Genomic DNA, 24,521 nt, shown 5'->3' on the forward strand with positions numbered 1-24,521 from the left:
CGCGTAGCGCGGCTCTCATAAAAACGCAACCAGATTGGAAAAGAGGAGTACGAAGCACTCCTCTTTTTTAAAGTAGATAACTATGAGTATGAAACCAGGAGCTGTTTTAAAAGTCATTTTTTCGTTCTAGAAGCGCACGAAAAAGTGACCCTTTCAGACAGCTCTAAAGTACGTCCTAGAACAATTTGCGTGATAGCAAACCACCTAAGCCAGGCTTCTCGGGTTTGGCGGGTGGCTTCTGATCGGCTTTCGCCTCAACCAGCTTTTGACATTCGAGGGCGAGGGCGTCCTGAGAGTTGATTTGCAGGGCTTGACGCACACTGATTGCTGCCATTCCGACCAGTCCCTTTGCAAGGTTTACCTTTGCCATCCAGGCATGATATTCACTTTGGGTTGGGTCGTTTTTAATGGCGTCTCGTAACTCGGCTACGGCTTCGTTATAGCGCTTCATTTTGAACTGTTCCTGCGCCCGTTGCAGATGTCCCCGAGCACGTTCTTGCGCTGCAAAAGGCACTTTCATAACTATTGCAGGAGACGAATTATTGGGTTGAGAAGAACGAGGGGTAGATGACATTTGCATAGTTCCTGGAACTCCTGAAAAGATTTAGTTAAGTGCACTCGTGGTGGCTAAATCATTTACATAAACCACCCGCATTATTGAATAAAAGTAACGCATTATGGGCGTTATCTTAAAACAACCCAAAGCAGATCAAACATCAACAGGGTAAGAAACAGAAATCATCCCTTATTTCTACAACAACTTATGACGCGTTGTTAAAGAAAATATTCAACTTCAAGAGAGAAAAGGATGGCCGGATACGCTGTCCAGAGTACAGCAAAACTTGCCGTTTAACGAAACCCTCTGAAAAGGTATTCAGTGCTATTAAGGATATAAATTTCAACCTCAAGAAGACATCGGGATAAATTCTGATCTAGCGTTATTCAAGCCTCACTCGAAAAAAATGGGTAGGGAAAACTTACGGGCTTTCTAAACTGATGAGGTGATAAATTTAACACGGCTTACCTGGTATCCAAGCGAGTCTCAATTCGTACTCTTCTAAAGTCAAAACAAGGGTAGAAATACGTATTGTTTTCAAAAGCTTCCTCCCGTATTCAGGCCGTATTTCAGCCATACGGCTGCTTGTTAAAGAAGGGCGATAAAACACAAAAGGCTGTGCTGCCTATAAAGCTTATGGCACAGCCTTTTGTGTTTTATTAGCAAAGCCGTTCTTCTCCTTGAAAATACGCAAATTCGATTGAATAGTACGGCACTTAATCGACTTTGATATAGAAATTTTAGATATAACTATCACCAGCGGGTGCATCCCAGTTTTGTTAATGTGGCGGGCGAAGCCCGCCACATTAACAAAACTGGGATTTCAATCTGCAAAAGTGGGATGTACCCTTACCAGCTATCTTGTATCAAAAGGAGAGAGGTAGAGCTTCGCTCCTTCTGATACAAGCTTGGTGCTCTCGAGGCTCTTAGTAACAAAGTTTCTAGCCCGGTAATTCACTTCGGTAGAACCAGGTTTTTCCGGATTCTCCGTTTAATCTGCGTAAGGGTCGATAGCAGTATCAAGGTTTTTCAATTGTCTCGTTGATAAAGCATGAGGAACATCTAACAAGTTTTGTAGACCAAATAAATGGTGCTGATCCTTGATGGAGCTTCTATCACCGAATGTGTCAAGATTTAAGGTTCTTGACAACTTGTAGGTAATTTCACGCAGTTCTTCACTTGAAATATATAGATTTAAAGCCTGTGGCGCTTATAAAAGAGTCCAATCATTCACAATAACTTGCATTTCACGTTCCGGCTGAGCTTGGGAACCGCTCGAAAAATGAGGTAGCAAACGTGACATAGACACCTATGACCGACTCTCCCGTGCGTTCCCCTCAGTCTATTGCTCCTACGGTTTCTACCTCTTCCTCGGCACTGCCTCCTCGTGAGCAGCCCACCCTAATCTACAAACTCAGTGCAACCGATTTCCTGAGAGAGTACGAGAATGGGAAAAAAACCTTTACTCGTCTTCTGGTTAAGGATGGTAAGTTCTTTGTTCAAGCACCTACCTTAAGTGGAGGTAACCTGCAAGGAGCCTGGTTATGGGAAATTGGGCTTTCCCGCGCATTGCTGAAGCGAGTCAATTTTAGTGATGCAAAGTTGTACCGTGCTGATTTGAGTGGTGCTGATATGACGGAAGCTAACCTGTGGAAGGCTGACCTACGGAAGGCGAACTTAATTCGCACAAATCTCAGTGGTGCGTTTCTGGGTGGTGCTAGCTTGCAGGAGGCTCGTCTGAATGGTGCAAATCTCAGTCGTGCTGACCTGCGAGGCGCTGACCTGACGAATGCTGACTTATCCGGAGCGATTCTGGATCAAACAATTATGCCGGACGGGACAATCCATAACTAAGCCCCTGGGCTGCCCGAACAAATGCTCGAAAGATCCGTTGCTGATGAGGGTCTTTCTCAGCAGATAGCTCGGGATGCCACTGAACAGCGATCGCCCACGGATGCGACCCATGCTCTATCGCCTCGATCAGTCCATCGGGAGCATAGGCTGCTACTCTCCACCCCGGGGGAATTGTTGTAATGGCTTGATGGTGCCACGATACGATCTCGATCGACAGGCTACCCACTAAAGCTGCCATCTGGCTTCCCGCTACAAGGCTTACCCCATGGCGTGTCGGAATGGGGGTTTCAGCCTGTAGAACCAGATGGGACACCTCGCTTCCAAACCGTTCGGGTACATGGGGAACAAGGGCTACACCACTGGCCACACTTAACACTTGTAATCCCCGACAAATTCCTAAAATAGCCCGCTCGCTCTGGAGCGCCCGACGGGCTAAGTCTAATTCGAACTGGTCGCGCTCCAAATCGATACGGGCCAGGGTGGGATGACTTGTTCCGTTGTAGTGCTGGGGGTGCAGGTCACCGCCTCCCGTAAACAATACCCCATCCAGATGAGCTAATAGACGATCGCTCTTTTCTTCACCCGGAGTCAATAAAACTGGAATGCCGCCCGCTCGCCGGACGGCATTGATATAGGCAATGTTCAGTTGAATGTTGCCCGTTGCATCCTGCCCGGGCGTGGTAATGCCAATCAATGGAGCTGCCATAATTGCAGAGAGACGAATCAGGAATACACACAGGCTACCCAGAGGTACCGAATGGGCAATCGTTGTATTTGCTGAAGTCATGCGAGCTTCCCTTCGGAAAACCCGTAGAGCACTACGCGATTAGAACCAGGAAGTTTATTTTTGAAAAACCGTACTCAGCGCCGCTTTTCAAAAGTAAATTGTCCTAACCCAGTTGCCTACAGCGCTTTTCAAGCGCTTAAAATCTCATTGTTTTTGTGAGAGCTGCGTGGAGTCAGGCTCTCACAAAAACAACCGTGGCTGATTCAAGCGCAAAGCGCTGTAAGGCTATAAACTTTATGCTCCAATTTGCGTTGATGAAGAGCCGCTCATGAATAGCCCAGCTTCCGTGCAAATACCATGCAGCTTTCGATCCCATGGGGCGACAGGAAGCTTGGGAAGACGGGCGAATTCAAACACAATACCGATGGTGGGAATGTTTAACCAGGCAGGAGAGCTGAGCATACGATCGTAAAAGCCGCCACCATAGCCCAGGCGATAGCCGCGTACGTCACAGGCAACTGCCGGAATCAGAATCAAATCAACTTCATGGGGAGAAATAACAGGGGCTCGGGGGTGGGGCTCGGTGATGCCGTAGGCACCCTGCTGGAGGGGGAGGATGGCATTCGGTGCCCAGCGATGCCATGTGAGAGTTTTGCCCTCACAACGTGGAAATCCCCAACGTTTCGGTAGAAAAAGAAGGGGTCTTAATTCGGGTTCTTTCCGAAAGCTGAAGAAGGCCAGCACAGTTTGCGCCTGCTGGAAGGTGGGCCAGTTTTGTAAGTGCACGCAGAGGCGATCGCTCTTTTCATGCCAAAGATCTGGGTGCATGGCCTGTCTGGCCCGGAGAAGCGATCGTCGAAGGTCAGCCTTTTGAGATTGCGGATCCGCTGCGTTCACTGCGATGAAACTGTCGTAGGGTAAGGGATTGACAGCCTTTGACAACCACTTTACCTGAAAATTTGGCGGTCGGCTTAATTCACACTTTTTTGTCAGCAATTCTCATTTTGAAATCAGGCCCGAAAACCGTTCGGGCATTAAAGCCAAGAGTTCACGCCCGTAGGGCGTGAACTCTTGGCTTTAATGCCCATACTGAGAACTGCTGCTTTTTTGTGATGTAGAGTGACCTCAGTTCACCCTACATCACAGATTTAGGGTCCTTACAGAGATAACTGTTTGGAAGAGTAAGGCAGAACCTCACTCTTCCAAACAGTTATCTCTGTAAGGACCCTCAGGTATCAAACTGCTGAGCATAGTAGCGGGCATAACGTCCGCCTGCATCTAGCAGTTCGGCATGGGTGCCTGACTCGACCACCTGGCCTTGTTCTAACACCAGAATGCGATCGGCCCGGCGAACAGTGGCAAGGCGATGAGCAATGATGAAGACGGTGCGATCGCGCATCAATCGCTCTAGCGCTTCCTGCACCAGCGCTTCTGATTCAGCATCCAGAGCGGAAGTTGCTTCATCCAGAATCAGGATTCTAGGATTAAGCAGGACGGCGCGGGCGATCGCAATCCGCTGACGCTGTCCACCCGATAGATTCATACCCCGCTCTCCGACCCAGGTGTCGTAGCCGTCGGGGAACTGACGGATGAAGGAGTGGGCATTGGCAATCTTTGCCGCTTCTTCGACCCGCTCCAGCTCAAATACTTTTTGACCAAAAGCTATATTTTGGGCGATCGTGCCGGAGAACAGAATGGTTTCCTGAGGAACCAGCCCAATCTGGCGACGCAAGCTTTGAAAGGTTACCTGACGGATGTCCGTACCATCGATGAGAATTTGGCCCGATTGAGGATCGTAGAACCGCAGCAGCAAATTGACTAATGTGGATTTTCCGGCTCCTGATGCACCGACAAGGGCGATCGCCTCTCCCGGAAACGCTAGTAAACTCAGATTACGCAGCGTTGGTTGATGGGCTTCATATCCAAAGGTGACCTGGCGATACTCCACCTTGCCGCTAACTCGGGGGAGGGCGATCGCATTGGGTGCTTCCACCACCGACGGCTGCATATCTAATAATTCAAAGATGCGATCGACGGAGGCTTGCCCTTGCTTAAACTCGTTGTAGTTCTCTGTCAGGTGGGCAATGGGATCGATCAGCATGGCTACCGCTACGACGTAGCTACCAAATTCCTGCCCGGTCAGGTTGCCCAGGCTAATCTGCCATCCCCCCAGCAACAGCAGCAGCAATACACTCAAGGCATAGAGGAATCCGACGACGGGAAACTGCACCGATCGCAACCAGGCTGCCCGATACTTTGCCCGCCGATTTCGCTCCGCTTCTCGGGCAAACCGGGCAATCTCGTACTCCTCAGCGGCAAAGGCACGAATTAGACGAATGCCGCTAAATACTTCTGTTAATAGGGATGACAAGTCAGAGATTAAGCTCTGGCTTTTGCGGGAAAACACGAGCATCTGTTCTCCAAACCAACCGATGAGCCATCCCATAAAGGGCACCAGCACCAGGCTAGCGACGGTGAGTTGCCAGTTGAGGTACACCATGTAGCCAAACACGGCGATCAACTGCAAAATGCAGGGCGTAAAGTCATGGAAGACTTTATTGACCACCTCTCCGATGCGATCAATGTCTTCGGTTAAGCGATAGGTGAGATCTCCAGTTTGCTTGCGTTCGAAGTAACTGGGACTGAGGGTTTGGAGGTGGGCATAGGTGTGGTTGCGCAGGTCGAGGGCGATCGCCAGCGCCGCTCTAGCCATTAAAGAATCCTGGCCATACTGTGCGGTTTTTTGCACTAAAAATATCCCGGCTACCACCAGTGACCAGCGAGCCAGCGGCCCCACTTGCCCCTGCACCAACAAGCCCAGCATTTTTCCGGCTAACCAGGCAAGCAACGGCCAGGCAGCAGTAAAAACAGCGGTGCAGCCCAAAGCAAACGCAATGGTTCGCCAGTGTGGGCGAAGGTAAGGGAGAAGCCTTAAATAACTCGAACGCTGTTTCAAACCACTACCAAGATGCTTGCTTAGCTAGGCTATCAGGTTTCGCCCTCAAAACCCTACCGCCAAAAACGATGAGAGGGTGAGAGCACAGCTCTCACCCTCTCATCGTTTTTGACTGACTTATGGATGATTTGTGCGTTGCTGACGCCGCCAGATCCAGAGGCCAAACCCGATCCCTAGCGACAGAAGCACAATTTTGGAAACGGGGCCCAGATAATGGTCAACCTCGTCGTAGTTCTCGCCAAGAGCATAGCCCAACCAGGTCAACAACGTTGTCCAAATGACAGTTCCAATGGTGGAGTAAAGCAGGAACAGGGGGAAGTTCATCCCGGCTAGCCCAGCAGGCAACGAGATTAAGGTCCGTACCCCTGGCACCAGACGACCCAGAAATACGGCTTTACCGCCGTGTCGGTTGAACCAGTTGACTGCCTTGTCAATATCTTTGCTAGAAACCGTGATCCATTTGCCATAGCGATCGGCCCATGCTTTGAGCCGGGCTTCTCCAAAGAAGTACCCTACGAAGTACCAGGGGAAGGCTCCTAACACGGTGCCTATGGTGCCAGCGGCGATCGCTGGTAAAAATCCCATTTTGCCCTGACTGATGGTAAAGCCCGCTAACGGCATAATCAACTCAGACGGAATTGGGGGGAACAGGTTTTCCAGAAACATCAACATGCCAATCCCCAGGTATCCCAGAGATTCCATCATTTGCGTAATCCATTCAGTCATAGCGTCAGTGGGGCGATGGGTAGAAGAGTCAAGGTTGAGTCAATCCTAGGTACTTTAAGGAACCTGAATGGACAGGTTATCGAGTTTTCATAAAAACTTTTTGAGGTTTGCATCTGCTGTAAATCCTTATTGAAGAAGGGCCGAATTCTCGACCCTTCTCCAAAAGATTTAGTCGTGCGGGCTGAGCACACAACCCATACGCTTGATCAGGTACCCGCAGTCCAGGAGTTGATGTACTCGATCTGTTCAGAGGTGAGGGTATCCACAGCGATGCCCATGGCTTGCAGCTTCAGGCGAGCAATGTCCTCATCCAATTCCCGAGGAATGGAGTGAATGCCAGGAGCCAACTTGCCCTTGTTCTTCACCAGGTATTCAACGGCTAGAGCCTGGTTCGCAAAGCTCATGTCCATCACAGCGCTGGGGTGGCCTTCTGCGGCGGCCAGGTTCACCAGACGGCCTTCGCCCAGAACCACCACAGACTTGCCGTTGGTCAGACGATATTCCTCGGTGAAGGAACGGACAGTCTTCACTTCGCTGGCCATCGACCGCAGCGACTTGAGGTCGATTTCGATATCGAAGTGGCCAGAGTTACAAACGATCGCCCCATCCTTCATCCGCTCGAAGTGTTCCTGACGGATGACGTGTTTGTTGCCTGTCACGGTGATGAAGATGTCGCCCTGGGGAGCCGCTACATCCATGGGCACCACCTTGAAGCCATCCATCACAGCTTCTAGCGCCTTGATGGCATCAATTTCAGTCACAATCACGTTGGCACCCATGCCGCGAGCCCGCAGAGCGGTGCCCTTACCGCACCAACCGTAACCGGCGACCACCACAGTCTTACCGGCCAGCAGAATGTTGGTCGCCCGAATGATCCCATCCAACGTGGATTGGCCCGTCCCGTAACGGTTGTCAAAGAAGTGCTTGGTGTCTGCATCGTTCACGTTCATCGCAGGGAAAGCCAGCACCCCATCCCGCAGCATGGCCTTCAGGCGCACAATACCGGTGGTTGTCTCTTCGGTGGTACCAATTACATCAGCGATTTGGTCCTGACGCTCCTGAATCAGGGTGGCTACCACGTCGCTACCATCGTCAATGATGATGTTGGGGCGATGATCGAGAGCGGTCTGCACGTGGCGGTGGTAGGTTTCGTTGTCTTCGCCCTTAATGGCGTAAACGGAAATGCCATGGTGTACCACCAGGCTAGCGGCCACATCATCTTGAGTGGAGAGGGGGTTGCTGGCAATTAGCAGGGCATCTGCCCCAGCATTTTTGATGGCGATCGCCAGGTGAGCCGTCTCAGTGGTGACGTGGCAGCAGGCAATCAGGCGCAGACCCGCCAGGGGCTTTTCTTTGGCGAAGCGATCCTGAATTTGGCGCAATACCGGCATCTCCCGGCCTGCCCACTGGATCCGTTGCTGCCCCTGATCTGCCAGGGACAGATCTTTCACTTCATGTTTGACAATGGTTGTGGTGGTCATTTAGGGGAACCGTCTTAAGAAATCTTGAGAATTTGCTTTCACTAGCCTACCCATCTTCGTCCAATCCGACAAATGATCTACACCGTTAGCAGCGAATATCCTGCTAAAGAATGAGGCTGATGGTGAATTCAGCGAATTTTTAACTCATGCCCACAGAAGTGCCAGTTTGTAAGCTATCTCAGGGTTTGCTACAGCTTCAAATGGGCTAACTCAGAGGATGGTTTTTTTGAGGTTTGTAAAATCGTTGACCTTACCTCTTGAGAAGTCCGGGAAGCTGCGGTTGTTGCTACCCTTTGGAATATTTAACCTGTAACTAGGTTTTGGGAACGCATCCGGAATTACCGTCTACGGCGGTGTAGAACAGAACCGTTCACGGTTTTAGGGGGTTTACTGTCAAATCCCTGGAGAAACCGAAAAAACTCTAGTTAGGAAATTACGACCCTGTCTGCTTGGGTTAACCTCGCTAGAATATAAGGTAGGAAGAATCTTTTTAGCTGGTGGCACGTCTGTCCTGGCTAGGAGCCGCCCCACCCCATCCATTTGAGCTCTGGCTCTAAACGTGGGTATCTTCTAACCCCGTGTGAATCAACTGATTTATCACGGTAGAGGTTGGCTCCATTGTCCTCTCGCATACAGCTTTATGGAATCTGGTAGTCAAGTCGAGACTTTTACTGAACCTCCTCCGCATCGTCTTGCAAACATCGCAGGTACGCTGATCGCCCTGGTGACGTTAATTCTACCTGTAGCGGCGATCGCCTACTACTCCACCAGTCCACCCCCTGTTTCCACCCCTAATACGATCTCGCCAACGTCGGCTCCTGCCACCCACCAAGGTCTATAGGGTTTGAGAACCACCTCTGGATTTAGAGGCATTCGATCCATCCCCGTGAGGGCAGTGTTTCATGCGGTATTTAAGCGAAACATCAGCGGATCAAATGTCCTCTTTTACAAGTTAATTCCCGTCTTCCCATAAAATGCTATTCGGGTAGGCTGGTTTTTATGGCTGTGGCTGGTTATCCTGTCACAGCTTTTGGCTGGTCATACTCAACCGAAGCACAGAAGACGGAGAGTTATTGTGGATTTATCGCGCATTCCGGCTCAACCGAAACCGGGTTTAATTAATGTCCTGATCGAGATTCCTGCGGGCAGCAAAAATAAGTATGAGTTTGACAAAGACCTGGGCGCGATGGCCCTGGATCGGGTGCTCTACGGCTCCCTGATGTATCCCTTTGATTATGGCTTTGTGCCCAACACTCTGGCTGACGACGGCGATCCCCTGGATGGCCTGGTAATTATGGATCAGCCCACCTTTCCGGGTTGCGTGATTGCAGCACGTCCTATTGGAATGCTGGAAATGGTTGATGGCGGCGATCGCGACGAGAAAATTCTCTGCGTTCCCGACAAAGACCCCCGCTATGCCCAGGTCAAGACCCTAGCGGATGTCGCTCCTCATCGGCTTGAAGAGGTTGCCGAATTCTTCAGAACTTACAAGAATCTGGAGAAGAAAGTGACCGAAATTCTGGGGTGGAAAGATGTTGATCTAGTTATGCCCCTGGTCGAGAAGTGTGTAAAAGCTTACCAAGCTTAATCCAATGGGGTCTGGCGGATGAGACTTTGTAACAATCTCATCCGCCGGCACCGTGAAATAAACACCATTTCTGCCAGAATTGCTATGCTAGAGAATCTGGGATATCTTCATCGCGTCTTCAGCCCGGGTTGGATGACAATCCCAGGCATCAGGGAACTCTATAGCCAGGGGACAACTTGCCCTGCCCACTACGATTAGGCCGATTCCCAAATGTTAGGTTTTGACCCGACCAACGCTGAAGCCAACACTGGTTCAACGACCTCCTTCAATCCGGTGCCGGACGACTTTCAAGTTCGGTTTTGGGGTGTGCGAGGCAACATTCCAACGCCCGGTGTAGAAACTACACGGTTTGGGGGTAATACCTCTTGCGTAGAAGTTGTGGTAGCTGGCCAGCGCCTCATTTTTGATGGCGGTACGGGATTACGGCTTCTAGGTAAGTACCTCCGGCCACGATCGCCCGTCTCGGCCCACATCTTTTTCACCCACACCCACTGGGATCGCATCCAGGGGTTCCCGTTTTTCATGCCCGCCTTTGTGGAGGGGAATCAGTTCAGCATCTATGGAGCTGTGGGGCCAAATGGCGCATCCATTAAGCAGCGGCTCTGTGACCAAATGTTGATTCCCAACTTTCCGGTGCCACTTCAGGCAATGCAGGCTAGTTTGCAATTTCACGATATTTCGGCTGGTTCGATTATTCCCATTGATGGGGTAACAGTGGAAACAATTTCCCTTAACCGGCCCCATGGTGCTTTGGGTTATCGGATCGCCTGGGATGGCCATTCTGTGGTCTATGCCACTGACACGGATCATGAATCGGGTGCGCTGGACCAGGGGCTACTCTATCTGGCTCATGAAGCCGATGTACTAATATACGATGCTTTCTATACAGAGCATATTTACAAAGGGGATCAAGGGGCAGAGCATCGCCCAGCCATGTGGCAAGCAGGAATTGAGTTAGCGATCGCCGCTAACGTCAAAAAGGTGGTCTTATTCCATCATGACCCGGAGCACGACGACCAGTTCCTGGAGCAGGTTGAAAAGGATATTCAGCAGCAGTTTCCTAATGTTCTTCTAGCTCGGGAGGGGATGACCATTCCTCTAGTTAAGACTCAGGGGAAATCCGATTAGCTCATTAACTCAGTGGCAGGTTGGATTTAGTCGAACAACACTGTATCGCTGTCAAAGTTTGGAGCGACGGCTCCTTATATTGTTGGTGCTACGTAACCTCAGTTCGGGTTAAGGGTGTTTTCGAGTGCCGCGCAACGCGCGGCACTCGAAAACGCTCATTTTGGCGTGCGCTTTGCGCACGCCAAAATGAGCACTTCAGCTTATCCCGAACTGGGGTTACGTATCGTCAATATGAGAAGTCCTGTTTTTAGCCCCGCAGGGATTCACGCCCTCAAAAACTGCCTCATGTAGGAGGTCTAATAATGGCGAAAAAAAACAGGGGTGAATTTCACCCCTGTTTTTTATGTGAAACTAACTGCCTTAACTTTGAGGCTTAATTTGCTTGGCCATATCTAGGAATGGATTCAGGCTGGGGCCAGGACGGCGACGGCTTGAAGTCCCATTCACGGAAAAATTGGTGGCAAAGTTGGTAGGTTGAGGTTCAGCTACAGCGACGGGCTTGGTTGCAGCAACCGTGGGAGCGGGATTAGCAACCTTCCCATTCGTGCTGGCCGCAGCAGGAGCTGCTTTAGCTTTTGCTGCAGGCTTTGCCTCGGCCTTGGCCGGAGCAGGCTTTGCCTCGACTTTAGCGGGAGCAGGTGCTTTTGCTTCCGTAGAAGCACCTGCGGCTGTATCTGCTTCCAGGAAATATTCTGATTTCTTACCTAAACCGATGAGCTTGAAGAGGCCCCCAAAAATTGCCCCCAGGACGGCAAAAAGACCACCGAATAGTTTATTGATAAAACCCATTTGTTTGACTGCTCCAAATGCTACGCTACCAGGTCACGGATCAGATTCAACCGCTGTTTCAATCAGCAATTCGTTCAAGTGCTTATTACGCCGGAGGGACATTGATGAGCAGATGCGTCCCTAAGGCCGCTGCATCCCAAACCAGGGTGACTCATAATGTCTCAGCTATTCCTTATTATCCCTATCAAGGGACAGGTTGGATGAACTGACTTAGGAGATTTTCGGATGAAGTTTTTCGAAGCGATCGCCGTTATTCATGTGGTATGAGACTTAAGCACAGTTGTTAACCTTAATTCGAGATAAGCCAAGAGCCCATTTTGGCGTACACTCCGAACACGCCAAAATGGGCCGCTCGCATCTGTAGGGTTTAGATCAAGTTTGTGGGGTGGACGTCAGCAATTCTCAGTATGGGTATCAAAGCCAAGAGTTCACGCCCTACGGGCGTGAACTCTTGGCTTTGATACCCGAAAACCGCGCGAAGGCGCGCGGTTTTCGGGCCTGATTTCAAAATGAGAATTGCTGGGTGGACGTAGGGGTAAGGTAGGGGTGTTTTACTTTCATTAGATGCTTTAGTCCGGCGATCGCTGGGGCGATTCTGCAGGAATAATGGTTAGGCTCTGCCGGGTTGCGTCACGTATCACGGTAAGAGTAGCCGGTTGATCGACTTGCTCCTCAGTGAGGCAGCGGTGTAAGTCGTCAATGCCCGTTACACGTTGGGTGTTGAACCCGATGATGATATCGCCCAGCCGTAACCCAGCTCGTTGAGCGGGGCTGTTGGCTTCGATGGAGGAGATGCGAACGCCGCTCTCGAAGGTGAGGTCAAGCAATCGCACGAGCCGACGAGGAAGCGAAATATTTTGGCCACCCACCCCAATGTAGCCCCGACGAATACGTCCGTTTTGAATGAGCTGACCAGCCACGTAACGGGCTGTGTTGACGGCGATCGCAAAGCAAATCCCCTGTGCTGGAAGGATAATGGCGGTGTTCACACCAATAACCTCGCCTCGAGAATTAACTAAGGGGCCACCAGAGTTACCGGGGTTCAAAGCTGCATCGGTTTGAATGATGTTGTCAATCAGGCGGCCAGTACGGGAACGGAGCGATCGCCCCAGAGCGCTCACAACTCCGGCGGTCAGGGTAGCCTGGAAGCCATAGGGGTTACCGATGGCGATCGCCATCTGCCCTACTCGTACTTGATCAGAATCTCCCAGCGTAACAGGCACCAGCGTTGGCGCATGAACTCGAATGACCGCCAAATCTGTTTCTGGATCGCTGCCCACTAGATCAGCAGCACCCCGCTGTCCGTCGGGTAGGGTGACTTCCAGACGGCTTGCTCCTTGAACAACGTGGCTATTGGTGAGAATGTATCCGTCTGGTGTAAGCACAAACCCCGAACCATTGCCAGCGAGGCCACTTCGCTGCCCACGCCGTCCCCACACCTCAATGTTCACAACGGATGGACTGACGGTTTCGGCAACATTGACTACGGCCTCAGAGTAGGCATCCAACAAGGGGCCGTCGTTCACTCGGGGTAGCTGTGCCGGACCATGAGACTCGGAGCCAGAATTTGAGACGAACTGCAAACCAGTCATGTGATTGCTCCCTGGCACGATGAGAAGGGTGTTTCCATTGTGCCGAGCGCCCTCAACATTGGGGGTGCAAGAATGGTACGGTCGTCTCTCCTGACAGGAACGGAAATCGCGACTTGAGCGTTAAAGAGTCTGCTGGGAAATGTCTACAGGTTTTTGGTTTCTAACGCGTGGGGCAGAACTTCACCCTCTTCTGGAAAAACATTGATAGAAAACATGCTCTGCAACGCCGTTAAGTAGGGCGAAAATGTTTTGTAGTTTTCGGGGTTAAGGCGCCGTTGCAATTCCTGATTTAAACCTTCAACTAATTGACGCACTAAATTCCACTGCACCTTTAGTGGGGGATAGAGCATGACACAAAGCGGAAAGAGTTCTTCCTGAACACTCGTCATGCTTTCTTCCAGTACACACAAACAAAGGTAAATTTGGAACATTTCGATGTCCCGAATGCTGGAAGTTTTGACGACGGTATTGCTCAAATAGCCACTATAGGTTCGATAGCTAGAATTTTGCTCCGCTACATGGGCTGCAATAAACTCAGCAATGCGAGTCGATAGGGGCAGAAGCTGCCGTACTGCGAGCAATGCAGGCGCATTTAAGGAATGTTGAGCGGCTGCATCATAGGCTCTTTGTAGGGGCATATAAAGGTGATCATCCATCACCTTGAAGTAGTCAGCAATGAAGATTCGTTCCACAGGGGTCAATTCCTCAAGAAGGAATTTGCCTGTGAAATGAAACTGCATACTTAGAAACCCTAAAAGCCGGGGGTCAACCGCCGTATGATGCTGACGAACTTGACCGCATTGAGGTGAAATAATGACGGAAAACTTTTCAGGGGTGATGTGATTCTGATAGTTTTCACATGCTTTTTCAAACAGTTGGTGGGAGTCTTCAGCAATACGCCAGGGATTAATATGGCTGGGGTCAATCCGATGTCTCGCAATCTCTTTGATAAGAAGATTCTCAGTTTTTGTCCAGGCCTGGGAACTGCAAAATCTGAGGCGATCGCGCAGTTTAGCCGCAATCCTGGTGCGATCGCCTACAGGAGGCGATCGATCTTCGCGCTCTGAAGGGTCACACAGGTTTTCGATATATTTTTTTGCCCAAAGGCCAGCTAAAGACTGATGGTCGGTCGAATTAAACCCTGGCTGCATAAAAACCTTCGTTATATTCACTTAGAATGAATGCTGAATTTTGGGCAAATCCCAATGGTTTTTAGGATTATACCGAGACTAGGTGTGATCTTCGTTACATGCCTCCTATTAAGAATTACAACTTTAGAGGCGATCACTACATTTATCTCATCAGATTTATCATATACGTTCTGCTACGTGACCAAAACCTAGAACTCTAGTAGGCTACGGCCTAAGTTCGTTGCCTATTTTTTGTGGTGGGGTGCGAAGCACCCCACCACAAAAAATAGGTTGTACACTTCTGCCTCAGCATACTAGTATTAAGCAGCAGAAATTAACCTCTGTTTGAAGCCGGGGGATCAAAGCATCCCAGCTTTAAACAGGGGCAAACTAGGTCGTTGAGTATTAGCTGTTTACCATGCTGCTTTTGACAAGTCAGCCTGTCAAAATCGCATAGTAGATGACGAGATACAGTAGGGAGTGGCCTAAAATTGCCAACCCCTATCTGCCCAGATTACCTCTACATCCTTACTACTGAGCTAGATCAGGGAATACCTGCTGAACAGCAGGATGAACCAGCTCATGGTGCCGAACGTTAAGCCCTCCGGCTAAGGATGCATCCATCTCCAATGCTTTGACACCGTAGTTGGCTAACTTCACGACATAGGGAAGGGTGCTGTTATTTAGCGCCTGAGTCGCTGTCCAGGGAACGGCTCCCGGCATGTTGGGCACTCCGTAATGGACGACATCCGAAACCGTGTAGGTTGGGTTGCTGTGGGATGTAGGGTGCAGGGTTTCTACACAACCACCTTGATCGACCGCCACATCCACAATGACCGAGCCAGGTCTCATTTGGCTAACCAGTTCTTTTGAGAGCAGGATCGGGGCCCGACGACCAGGCACCAGGACTGCACCTACAACCAGATCCGCTGTTCGAACCGCCGGTTCAATGGCGGCAGGGCTGCTGTAGAGCAACTCGACCCGAGACCCAAATAGGGTTTCCAGGTAGCTTAGCCGTTCGACATTAATGTCAAAAATTTGCACTCGGGCACCCATGCCAACGGCAATGCGAGCGGCTTCTGTACCCACAACGCCACCCCCCAGTACGACAACATGGCCTGCTTGTACTCCGGGTACGCCTCCCAATAATACGCCCCGACCCCCTTGCTGGCGCTCCAGGTAGCGGGCTCCAAACTGGACTGAGAGCCGGCCGGCAATGATGCTCATGGGAGTGAGCAGGGGTAGAGTGTGATTGGGAAGTTCGACGGTTTCGTAGGCGATCGCCGTGACCCCAGCCCGCATCAGTTGCTCGGTCAGTTCGCGAGTTGCAGCCAGGTGCAGATAGGTAAATAACAACTGATCCTTTTGCATATAGCCATATTCATCGGGCAATGGCTCCTTCACTTTGACCACCATCTCGCGGTTCCAGGCACTTTCGGCGGCAGGAACGATGGTGGCACCGATTGCTTCATAATCTTCGTCTTTAAAACCAGAGCCGAGACCCGCGTTGGTTTCTACAAAAACGCCATGCCCGGCTTCAACCAATGCGCGAGCGCTAGCCGGGCTTAATCCTACGCGAAACTCCTGGTCTTTAATCTCTTTGGGGACACCGATTTCCATAGCAGACCTCGATGATGTGTAAAACTGGCTCTACTTCTAGCTTAGGCATAATTTCGCAGCCCTTCTTCACCCAAGGGATTGAGCCATATCCATGAGCCAGTAATCTCATACCGATGGGAATAGACAGAGTCGGGTGGGTGCTGTACTCCCGCCTGGCTCTGTATGTCAACCACTAAAGTTTTCGGGCCAGGGCTTTTCCGAGGGGCGAGCAAAGCGCACCCCTCGGAAAAGCCCTGGCTCCGACATCAGCTTACCTATGGCTGTAGCTCCATTATGTAAAAGGGACTACATGGGCTTGACGATTCTCCCAACCCTTCTACAATAAGAGGGAATGTAAAGTTTTGTAATAAAGATGACTCAGTCTACTCCTCAACCCACTGTCACTCCTACTCTAGACGTTCCTAAGTTCGGGTTCAATGACTACGCCGAACGGTTAAATGGTCGTGCAGCTATGGTTGGTTTTGTCATTACTCTGATCATTGAATATGTAACGGGACAAGGGCTTATGTCCTGGCTGGGTCTCCTCTAGAGATTTAGTTGTTATGGAAGGGCGATCGCCCTCTGTCCAGCTATTTGTGAGAGCGTCGGCGTGGTCCACGCTCTCATAGTTGTTTTAGGACTTATACATTTTTATTATGTGGAGTGTATGAAGCACACCCCACACAATAAAAATGTATAAGTCCTATGTCTACGAATACGGCTGAGCCAATGAATTTTGGGGCTGAACGCTATAGTTTTAGAAAGGTCAAGAAGCCTGCATCTCTCAGCTATAGAGCACACGCCAATGGTTTCCCTCTCTTCCCCCACAAACCCTCTTCTCAAGGTCGGAGATGTCGCCGAACGCACGGGCCTTCCCTCTAAAACGATCCGCTACTACGATGACATTGGTTTGCTGAGTCCGACGGTTGAACGCTCAGAAACAGGTTATCGGCTGTTTTCGACGGATGTATTAAATCGGCTAGCTTTTATTAAACAGGCTCAGGCTCTGGGGCTGAGTCTGGCTGAAATTCACCATATTTTAGAGATTCGCGATCGCGGCGAGTTGCCCTGTGGTGAAGTACGCCAGCACCTGGAGGCAAAGGTTGATGCGATCACACGGCAAATTGAGGCACTCATATTGTTGCGGGCTGAGTTGCAAGGCATTTTGTCGGGTTGGGACGAGCATCCATCGGGCGATCGCCTGGCTCACACCATTTGCCCTAACTTACAAAAGGATTAACTGGCCTACAAATCTTCTTTACAGCGCTTTGCGCTTGCAGCAGCCACGGTTGTTTTTGTGAGAGCCGCGCGGAGCGCGGCTCTCACAAAAACAACCAGATTTTAAGCGGTTCTCGCTTTAGAAAACAAGAGGGGTGGCATTGCCACCCCTCTTGTTTAGTTCACAACGAAGTTTACAAGTTTACCCGGTACGACGATCACCTTCTTGATCTCCTTCCCGGCGATGTACTTCTGAGCTAATTCAGATTCAGTAGCGAGTTTCTCCAGGTCGTCCTTGCTGGCCGTAGCAGGTACCTGAACTGTTCCTCTCGTTTTACCCATCACCTGAATCACTAAAGAAATTTCATCCACCACCAGGGCTTCCGGATCAACCTGAGGCCAAGGAGCGAGATGAACCGATTCTGTATGGCCCAGCCCATGCCATAGTTCCTCAGCAATGTGAGGGGCAAAGGGAGCCATCAACACAATCAAGGTTTCGATAGCTTCAGCGTAAACAGGGGAATCCTTGCAGCTTGCATCTGCCAGAGCATTGCTCAGTTTCATCAATTCCGACACAGCGGTGTTGAACTGGTAATCACCATCTATGTCTTCGGTGATTTCCTTAATGGCCGTGTGGACAGCGCGCCGCACATCCTTTTCTGGTTTCGTGGTTGCTACGGGAGTTGTACGAGGGGGCTGGTTTTCGCTGTATTCCGTTACTAGGCGCCAGACGCGATTGAGGAAGCGGGATTGGCCTTCCACGTCGGCATCATCCCATTCCAAATCCTTTTCAGGAGGAGCTTTGAACAGGATAAACATACGCGCCGTATCAATGCCGTACTTCGCAATCACATCCTCCGGTGCAACCCCATTGCCCTTGGATTTGGACATAGTGGCGTAGAGCCGTTCTAGAGGATCGCCGGTTTCGGGGTCACGGGGGTCATTGGGGTCAGTGACGCGATCGGAGGGAATCCACTGGTCTTTACCACTGCGTTTGGGGTTGCGGTAGGTGAGGCCCTGCACCATGCCCTGGGTCAGCAGACGTTGAAAGGGTTCATCGAAGTTGAGGAGGTTGCGATCGCGCAAAAACTTCGTAAAGAACCGCGAATACAGCAAGTGCAAAATCGCGTGCTCAATCCCACCCACATACTGATCCACCGGCATCCAGTTGTTTGCCTTAGAGGGATCGAACACCTGTTTCCCATTCCGCGCATCGGTGTAGCGCAGGTAGTACCACGAAGAATCGATAAAGGTGTCCATCGTGTCAGTCTCCCGCTTGGCTGCTGTGCCACAGCACGGACAAGACACATTCACCCACTCTTCCAGCTTGGCCAGAGGAGATCCGCCTCGTCCTGAGAACTCCACGTTCTCTGGCAACAGCACGGGCAGGTCGGCATCAGGGACGGGTACAATGCCACAGCTTGGGCAGTGAATCACGGGAATGGGTACACCCCAATAGCGCTGCCGGGAAATCAACCAATCCCGCAAGCGGTAAGTGGCGGTTCCCTTCCCCTTGCCGTTGGACTCCAACCACTGAATGGCCGCCTCCACACTCTGGCCTTTGCCCTTTCCGGCAGGTGTTCCATCCAACGGGCCGGAGTGAACCATCACACCGTCACCGGGCCAAGCCTCTGCCATGGTATCGCCATCTAATTCCTGCCCTTCTGGCTGAACGACAACTTTCACCTTCAGGTCAAATTTGCGGGCAAAGGCAAAGTCACGTTCGTCGTGAGCCGGAACCGCCATGATGGCACCTGTGCCATAACCCATGAGCACATAGTCTGCAATCCAGACGGGAATCTTCTCGCCGTTGACGGGGTTGATGGCATAGCTGCCCGTCCACACCCCCGTTTTCTCGCGATCCTCCATCATGCGATCGACTTCGCTCTTCGTAGAGGCTTCTTTCTGGTAAGCCTGTACCGCTGCCAATTGCTCAGGAGTGGTCAGCTTTTCCACCAGAGGATGCTCGGGAGAGAGCACCATAAAGGTGGCGCCCCAGAGGGTATCGGGGCGGGTGGTAAAGACGGTGAGGTCATCCCCTGATTCCGTGGTGAAGGTGACTTCGGCCCCCGTAGATTTGCCAATCCAGTTTTCTTGCATTAATTTGACGCGATCGGGCCAGCCATCAAGCGTCTTCAGGTCTTGCAACAATTGCTCGGCATAGGCGGTGATTTTGAGGAACCACTGGCTCAGCAAACGCTTCTCTACCAGAGCCCCGGAACGCCACGATCGCCCTTCACTATCTACCTGCTCATTGGCGACCACGGTTTGATCCACTGGGTCCCAGTTCACCGCTGCTTCTTTGCGGTAGGCCAGACCTGCCTTCAGGAATTCGATAAAAATCCACTGGGTCCAGTGGTAATAATCGGGAGCACAGGTAGTCACTTCCCGATCCCAGTCATAGGAAAGACCTAGCCGCTTGAGCTGGCCTTTCATGGTTTCGATATTTTGGTACGTCCATTTAGCGGGATGAACGCCGCGATCGATCGCAGCATTCTCCGCGGGCAAACCAAAGGCATCCCAACCCATGGGATGCAACACACGATAGCCCTGCATCCGGCGAACACGGGCAATCACATCCGTGATGGTGTAGTTACGGACGTGACCCATGTGCAGGTTGCCAGAGGGGTAGGGAAACATGGACAGGGCATAGAACTTCGGCTTATCGGAATCTTCCACGGCCCGATCGAGCCCCTGTTCCGCCCAAACGGCCTGCCATTTTTCCTCAATCGTTGCGGGGGTGTAGCGCGACTCCACGAACGTCTCTCCTCTAGTGGACTCTCAATGATACATTTCTAGGCTATTGTGACACACTCAGGACGCCCATAAATTCGTGTGAGGTTGCATCCCAGTTTTGCGAGTGCTGTGGTTATGCCCACGGCACTCGCAAAGCCAGGTTTTGAATTCATTAGGTCGCCTGTTGAGGCACCAACAGGGTAAAGTGCGTCCAACCATCCTCGCTTTCAACGGTGATGGTAGTTTTTAGTTGCTCGGCCAGTTTTTGCACCAGCGCTAATCCCAAGCCCGTTCCCCCATGCTTATACCGATCGACCTGGAGAACCCGATAGAACTTTTCAAAGATGTGGGGAAGTTCGCTGGCTGGAATCTCAGCCTGGTTTGAGAGCCGAAACTGAATCCCTGGGATGCCGGATGGGGTCGTCATGCCACCTGTAACTTCCAAGTGAATGCCAGATTCAACGGGGGTATATTTGCAGGCATTGTTCAGCAGTTCAGCCAAGATGCGCTGCAAGATTTGGGGGTCGGAGGCCAGGATAGGCAGCTCCGGCGGGCAGTGAATGGAGAAGGTTTGGCGGTAAGTTTGCATACGGGTACGGAAGGGGTCGACGACCTTGAGTGCCCAGCTTGGTAAGTGGATGGGTTCTACAGCGATCGCCGACACTGACTCCTCCAACCGCTGCAAATCCAGCAGGTCGTTAATCAAATCCGCTTCACGGGCCAACTCGCTTTCCAAAATCTTCAGGTATTGCTGCTTCTTCTCCTGGCTCGTCGAGAGTTGCAGCATGTGCAGCGCCATTTTGAGATTGGCGATGGGAGTTCGCAGTTCATGGGAAACGGTGCTGAGAAATTGGTCTTTCAGTTGATTGAGTCGTTCTAACTCCTCAACTTGGGCTTTGGCGGCACGGTAGAGGCGGGCCTGGCGGATGGCGATCGCACACTGGTTCGCCACCTGTTGCACTAACCGAATATCGGAATCATTGAACACATACCCCTTCTCGTGGAGCAACCACAGGTCGCCCAGCACCGTCTGGTCGATACCCTCAGAAGAATCAGGATCGACGAAGATGGGACAGGCCAGCATAGCCAGCGATCCCCGCATCGGGTTGGGGTAGAGAGAACAAAATTGGAACGACAACCCATCCTTGAGCTGGCGGTAAATGTCGGGGGAATCTTCCATCCGCGACACTTTGCCGTAGGAAGCCGGGATTGAGTCGGTGTACTCGTACAGGATGGTGGAGGTGTTTTCGTCCAGGTTGTAGAGGGCCGCGTTACAACCGGACAGCTCCAACACGACCGTCAGTTCCTGCACTGCTGCCTGTAGAATCTGGTTCTCATCGAGGGAGTCACGCACCTTGTCAGTAATGCGCTTCAACATCGATTCGTACTTCAGCACCCGCCCAATCTGCTCAGTGCGTCGTTGAACTTCTTCTTCTAAATTGGCGTTGAGTTGTTGTGCCCGCTCATACATGCGGGAATGGTGCAGGGCGATCGCGACCTGATCCCCCAATTGCCGCAGCAGGTCGATCTCAAACCCCTGCCACACCCGCATCGATTCGCACTGATGCACCGACAACACTCCCAGCAGATGCCCCTCACGGGTAATGGGCACTGTTACCATTGCCTGAATTTGCTGTCGTTGTAGAAGTTTGACCATTTCCATAAGGTTGGGCAATGTTGCCACATCATCCAACACCCAGGGTTCTCCCAAAGCTTCGAGCTGGGTTGCCAGATCAACGGCGAGGGGTTGCAGGTCGGCTCCCAGCAGCGAATCCCACCCGGGTTTGACGGCTTCGGCGATCGCCTTCAAACTACCCGACTCGTCACTGTAGATCACGACCCGATCCGCCTGTAACACCCGTATCACTTCGGTAACGGTGTTGTGCAAAATCTGTCGTGGGTCAAGGGATTGGCGGATTCGTTGAATCACCAAATTGGTCAGGTGTTCTCGCTCAATGCGCTGGTGCAGGTCAAACTCGGCCTGCTTGCGCTGAGAGGCATCCCAGACCTGCCAGTGTAAGGGCTCCTCAGCATCACCTACCGTCCGAATACGGAAGACCCCATAGACCGCACGATCCAACTCAGAGCGCAAACACATCTCTAACTCACAGTGCCCCCCCTGTTGCTGCAAGTGGGCCAGATTGGTTTTGAGCACGGGCTGGGCGTCTATGGTGATGAGCTCGGTGAGCGATCGCCCCGACCATTCATCGGCCTTCAAACCGAAAAACCGTAGGGCTTCCTGGTTGACCCGCAAAAGTTGGCCTTCCCAATCGGTAACCAGATAGGCCATCGGCGCATCGTCAAAGAGCCGCTGATAGGCCACTCGCTCGCGCTCCTGGTGATCGGCGCGGGCCACCAGGTCAGAGTAGTTGTGATACAGCTTAAGAATGGTTTGCTGGAGTGCCGCGAGGGTGGTTTTGAAGACCGCTTTCTCGGGCGATCGCAGTATCGCCTTATCACCATTGGGAAAGCCTGTTTCCAAATCTAGCTCCCCTAGTTTCACGTCAGACGTGTCGGGAACAGCCATGCGAGGAGATTGAGGGTTCTCTGGTTTTCTCACAACTGGCCTCCGTTAGTAGGGAGCATCTCGTTGAGCCGACTTAACCCCTGGCAGCACCCCATCATTTCTTGCGATGCTAAAAGGAGCAATTGGAGACTGAAGACGTCACGGTAGATAACAGATTGCATTCTGTGGTCGCGGTAGAACCATCTGTTGTGCCTATGCAATCCCCTGGAGAAGCATGAAGTTCACTGAGGAATTATATGGCGATAAATCTGGATTGAGATGCGCTGAGTATGAACAATGAACCCAAGTACATTTCCGGATGACACATCCGTTAATAAGGCTCAAACAATTCGAGCCCTACCCTATCATACGCTCCCATTTCTAAACTAAAGGTCAAGTGTAAACAAGGACTGTTCTAAGCCTCTTGAAGTGCCCATTTCTATAGAGATGCCTTTTTTGGAGAGTGGCGCGCGAAATATAGAGCTTTGTTCGTTAGAACATCAAGAGCGAATAGGCGCACTGCCCCATTTGCTCCTGATGTCCTAACGAACACAACACTAGTACGCTGAGGCGGAAATCCATCACCTATGTTTTTATGTAGGGTGCTTCGCACCCTACATAAAAACATAGGTTGCGAACTTAGGCCGCAGCCTACTAGATACCACACTTAAAAAGAATATGTAGACAAAAAATAAAAGAAGCGGCCCTGGTTAACCAGGAGCCGCTCTATGCAGGAATTCAAAGCGAATTGTGCAAATTAGCGCACACTGCCCTCAAGACGAGCGGTATCGATAGGCTTCATGAGGTAGAGGCGCAACATATCAACCCCAATCGAGACGATATGGGGCACACTCTTCAGTAACTTCACAACTTTAGAACCGGGCTGGGAGTTAACCTCCACCAGCTCCATGTTGTGAGCAGCGGCATCGTCCATCAGACGAATGAAATCGGGGTGCTCAACGTTCAAAACGAGAGGAAAGACGCGGCCTGCGTTTTCATTGGTCTTCTTGATGACATGGATGTCATAGTCACGGGCATTCAGGCCCAGAGACGCATAGAATCCAGAACGCTGCAAGTCGTTCAAGTACATGGTGGCAAACACCGACAACAGGAAAAACCGGCACCAGAGGCGCGCTTTCCAGTCGTTCAGGATGCTGGGCTGGGCCCGCATAATTGCGTCGAAGAAGTCGCCATGACGGTTTTCGTCCTGACACCAGTTTTCAAAGAACTGGAAGATAGGATAGATGCGATTTTCGGGGTGAGATTCAAGGTGGCGATAGATGGTGATGTAACGCCAGTACCCGATTTTCTCAGACAGGTAGGTCGCGTAGAAGATGAACTTGGGCTTGAAGAAGGTGTAACTGCGGCTCTTCGTCAGGAAGCCCAGATCCAGCGACAGGTTGAAGTCTGACAATGCTTTGTTCAGAAAACCTGCATGGCGCGCTTCGTCGCGCGACATGAGGTTGAAGCACTCGGCCAGCACCGGGCTTTTGTCTTTTAGACGACGGCCCAGTTCTTTATAGAGCAGGAAGCCGGAAAATTCAGCGGTGCAGGAGCGCTCTAAAAACTCAACAAACAGCCGGCGGGTTTCCTCATCCATGGAATCCCAGGACTGATCAAAGAGTTCATTCCGTACAAAGTGATGGCGGTTATAGTCGATCCGGAATTCTTCCAGAATGGCTAGCAACTCATCCTCGTTGACGGAGATGTCCATTTTGGCCATCTCGTCAAAGTCCGTAGTGTAAAAGCGGGGAGTGAGGATGGTTTCCTTGGCAGGAACCTTAACCCCCGGACGGATTTCATCAAATTCGGGCTTTCTGAGGGAATCTACCATTGCTACTCGTAGGGTGCTTGCTAATGCGTTACCGCTTTTTCAAATAGGATAAGGCTGAACCTAGCCTATAGTCATTATTTCACGTCCATCAGTCTATCAGG

Annotated in this window: 19 protein-coding genes; 6 read left to right on the forward strand and 13 right to left on the reverse strand. The window is 51.3% G+C overall.

Annotation, left to right across the window (positions count from 1 at the left end; all coding sequences use genetic code 11):
- Positions 1-175: 175 nt before the first annotated feature.
- Entirely contained in the window at positions 176-574 is a 399-nt protein-coding gene (locus tag H6F91_RS14090) for a hypothetical protein (RefSeq protein WP_206754939.1), read from the reverse strand.
- A 1,293-nt stretch (positions 575-1,867) separates the two neighbouring features.
- On the opposite strand from H6F91_RS14090, the gene H6F91_RS14095 reads away from it, so the two are divergent.
- Positions 1,868-2,410: a pentapeptide repeat-containing protein gene (locus H6F91_RS14095; protein ID WP_190772382.1), complete on the forward strand. Its 543-nt coding sequence runs from the start codon at positions 1,868-1,870 to the stop codon at positions 2,408-2,410.
- On the opposite strand, the gene H6F91_RS14100 is transcribed toward H6F91_RS14095, so the two are convergent.
- The 5 genes from H6F91_RS14100 to ahcY form a co-directional block, all read right to left on the reverse strand.
- Entirely contained in the window at positions 2,382-3,197 is an 816-nt protein-coding gene (locus H6F91_RS14100; protein WP_242035785.1) for a gamma-glutamyl-gamma-aminobutyrate hydrolase family protein, read from the reverse strand. The genes H6F91_RS14095 and H6F91_RS14100 overlap by 29 nt on opposite strands.
- A gap of 234 nt (positions 3,198-3,431) precedes the next feature.
- Positions 3,432-4,034 carry a 5-formyltetrahydrofolate cyclo-ligase gene (locus H6F91_RS14105; RefSeq protein WP_190772383.1) on the reverse strand — a complete coding sequence of 201 codons (603 nt, stop codon included), beginning with the start codon at positions 4,032-4,034 and terminating at the stop codon, positions 3,432-3,434.
- A 331-nt stretch (positions 4,035-4,365) separates the two neighbouring features.
- Positions 4,366-6,093: an ABC transporter ATP-binding protein gene (locus H6F91_RS14110; RefSeq protein ID WP_190772384.1), complete on the reverse strand. Its 1,728-nt coding sequence runs from the start codon at positions 6,091-6,093 to the stop codon at positions 4,366-4,368.
- A 117-nt stretch (positions 6,094-6,210) separates the two neighbouring features.
- The gene (locus H6F91_RS14115; protein WP_190772385.1) at positions 6,211-6,819 is read right to left on the reverse strand and encodes a DedA family protein; all 609 of its coding nucleotides are present in this window, start codon (positions 6,817-6,819) and stop codon (positions 6,211-6,213) included.
- A 206-nt stretch (positions 6,820-7,025) separates the two neighbouring features.
- A complete protein-coding gene (gene ahcY / locus H6F91_RS14120; RefSeq protein WP_190772386.1) occupies positions 7,026-8,300 on the reverse strand; it encodes an adenosylhomocysteinase in 1,275 nt (424 codons plus the stop codon).
- Between the two features lie 640 nt (positions 8,301-8,940).
- Between ahcY and H6F91_RS14125 the strand changes: the two genes are divergently transcribed.
- The 3 genes from H6F91_RS14125 (at position 8,941) to H6F91_RS14135 (ending at position 11,016) form a co-directional block, all read left to right on the forward strand.
- Positions 8,941-9,141, forward strand: a complete 201-nt coding sequence (locus H6F91_RS14125) for a hypothetical protein (RefSeq protein ID WP_190772387.1) — start codon at positions 8,941-8,943, stop codon at positions 9,139-9,141.
- A gap of 234 nt (positions 9,142-9,375) precedes the next feature.
- Complete coding sequence (locus tag H6F91_RS14130) at positions 9,376-9,888, forward strand: inorganic diphosphatase (protein ID WP_190772388.1); 513 nt, start codon at positions 9,376-9,378, stop codon at positions 9,886-9,888.
- A gap of 210 nt (positions 9,889-10,098) precedes the next feature.
- Entirely contained in the window at positions 10,099-11,016 is a 918-nt protein-coding gene (locus tag H6F91_RS14135; protein ID WP_190772389.1) for an MBL fold metallo-hydrolase, read from the forward strand.
- Positions 11,017-11,376: 360 nt separating this feature from the next.
- Here H6F91_RS14135 and H6F91_RS14140 read toward each other — a convergent pair whose 3' ends face one another.
- From H6F91_RS14140 to ald, 4 genes are all read right to left on the reverse strand, one after another.
- Positions 11,377-11,805 (reverse strand): hypothetical protein, encoded by a 429-nt coding sequence (locus H6F91_RS14140; RefSeq protein WP_190772390.1) that lies wholly within the window; start codon positions 11,803-11,805, stop codon positions 11,377-11,379.
- Between the two features lie 569 nt (positions 11,806-12,374).
- Complete coding sequence (locus tag H6F91_RS14145; protein WP_190772391.1) at positions 12,375-13,397, reverse strand: trypsin-like peptidase domain-containing protein; 1,023 nt, start codon at positions 13,395-13,397, stop codon at positions 12,375-12,377.
- A 143-nt stretch (positions 13,398-13,540) separates the two neighbouring features.
- Positions 13,541-14,548, reverse strand: coding sequence for a hypothetical protein (locus H6F91_RS14150; protein ID WP_190789388.1), 1,008 nt, complete (start codon positions 14,546-14,548; stop codon positions 13,541-13,543).
- 510 nt (positions 14,549-15,058) lie between these two features.
- On the reverse strand, positions 15,059-16,147 hold the full coding sequence (gene ald, locus H6F91_RS14155; RefSeq protein ID WP_190772393.1) for an alanine dehydrogenase: 1,089 nt from the start codon (positions 16,145-16,147) through the stop codon (positions 15,059-15,061).
- A gap of 352 nt (positions 16,148-16,499) precedes the next feature.
- Between ald and H6F91_RS14160 the strand changes: the two genes are divergently transcribed.
- Positions 16,500-16,676, forward strand: a complete 177-nt coding sequence (locus H6F91_RS14160) for a hypothetical protein (RefSeq protein ID WP_190772394.1) — start codon at positions 16,500-16,502, stop codon at positions 16,674-16,676.
- Positions 16,677-16,931: 255 nt separating this feature from the next.
- Positions 16,932-17,366: a heavy metal-responsive transcriptional regulator gene (locus tag H6F91_RS14165; RefSeq protein WP_190772395.1), complete on the forward strand. Its 435-nt coding sequence runs from the start codon at positions 16,932-16,934 to the stop codon at positions 17,364-17,366.
- A gap of 155 nt (positions 17,367-17,521) precedes the next feature.
- Here the strand turns inward: H6F91_RS14165 and leuS are convergent, their stop codons facing one another.
- The 3 genes from leuS to acsF all read right to left on the reverse strand — a co-directional run bounded on the left by leuS (position 17,522) and on the right by acsF (position 24,420).
- A complete protein-coding gene (gene leuS / locus H6F91_RS14170) occupies positions 17,522-20,101 on the reverse strand; it encodes a leucine--tRNA ligase (RefSeq protein ID WP_190772396.1) in 2,580 nt (859 codons plus the stop codon).
- Between the two features lie 151 nt (positions 20,102-20,252).
- Positions 20,253-22,640 carry a GAF domain-containing protein gene (locus H6F91_RS14175; protein WP_190772397.1) on the reverse strand — a complete coding sequence of 796 codons (2,388 nt, stop codon included), beginning with the start codon at positions 22,638-22,640 and terminating at the stop codon, positions 20,253-20,255.
- Between the two features lie 703 nt (positions 22,641-23,343).
- Positions 23,344-24,420 (reverse strand): magnesium-protoporphyrin IX monomethyl ester (oxidative) cyclase, encoded by a 1,077-nt coding sequence (gene acsF / locus H6F91_RS14180; RefSeq protein WP_190772398.1) that lies wholly within the window; start codon positions 24,418-24,420, stop codon positions 23,344-23,346.
- Between the last annotated feature and the right edge of the window lie 101 nt (positions 24,421-24,521).

Source organism: Leptolyngbya sp. FACHB-8 (assembly GCF_014695575.1).
Taxonomy (GTDB): Bacteria; Cyanobacteriota; Cyanobacteriia; order Elainellales; family Elainellaceae; genus Vacuolonema.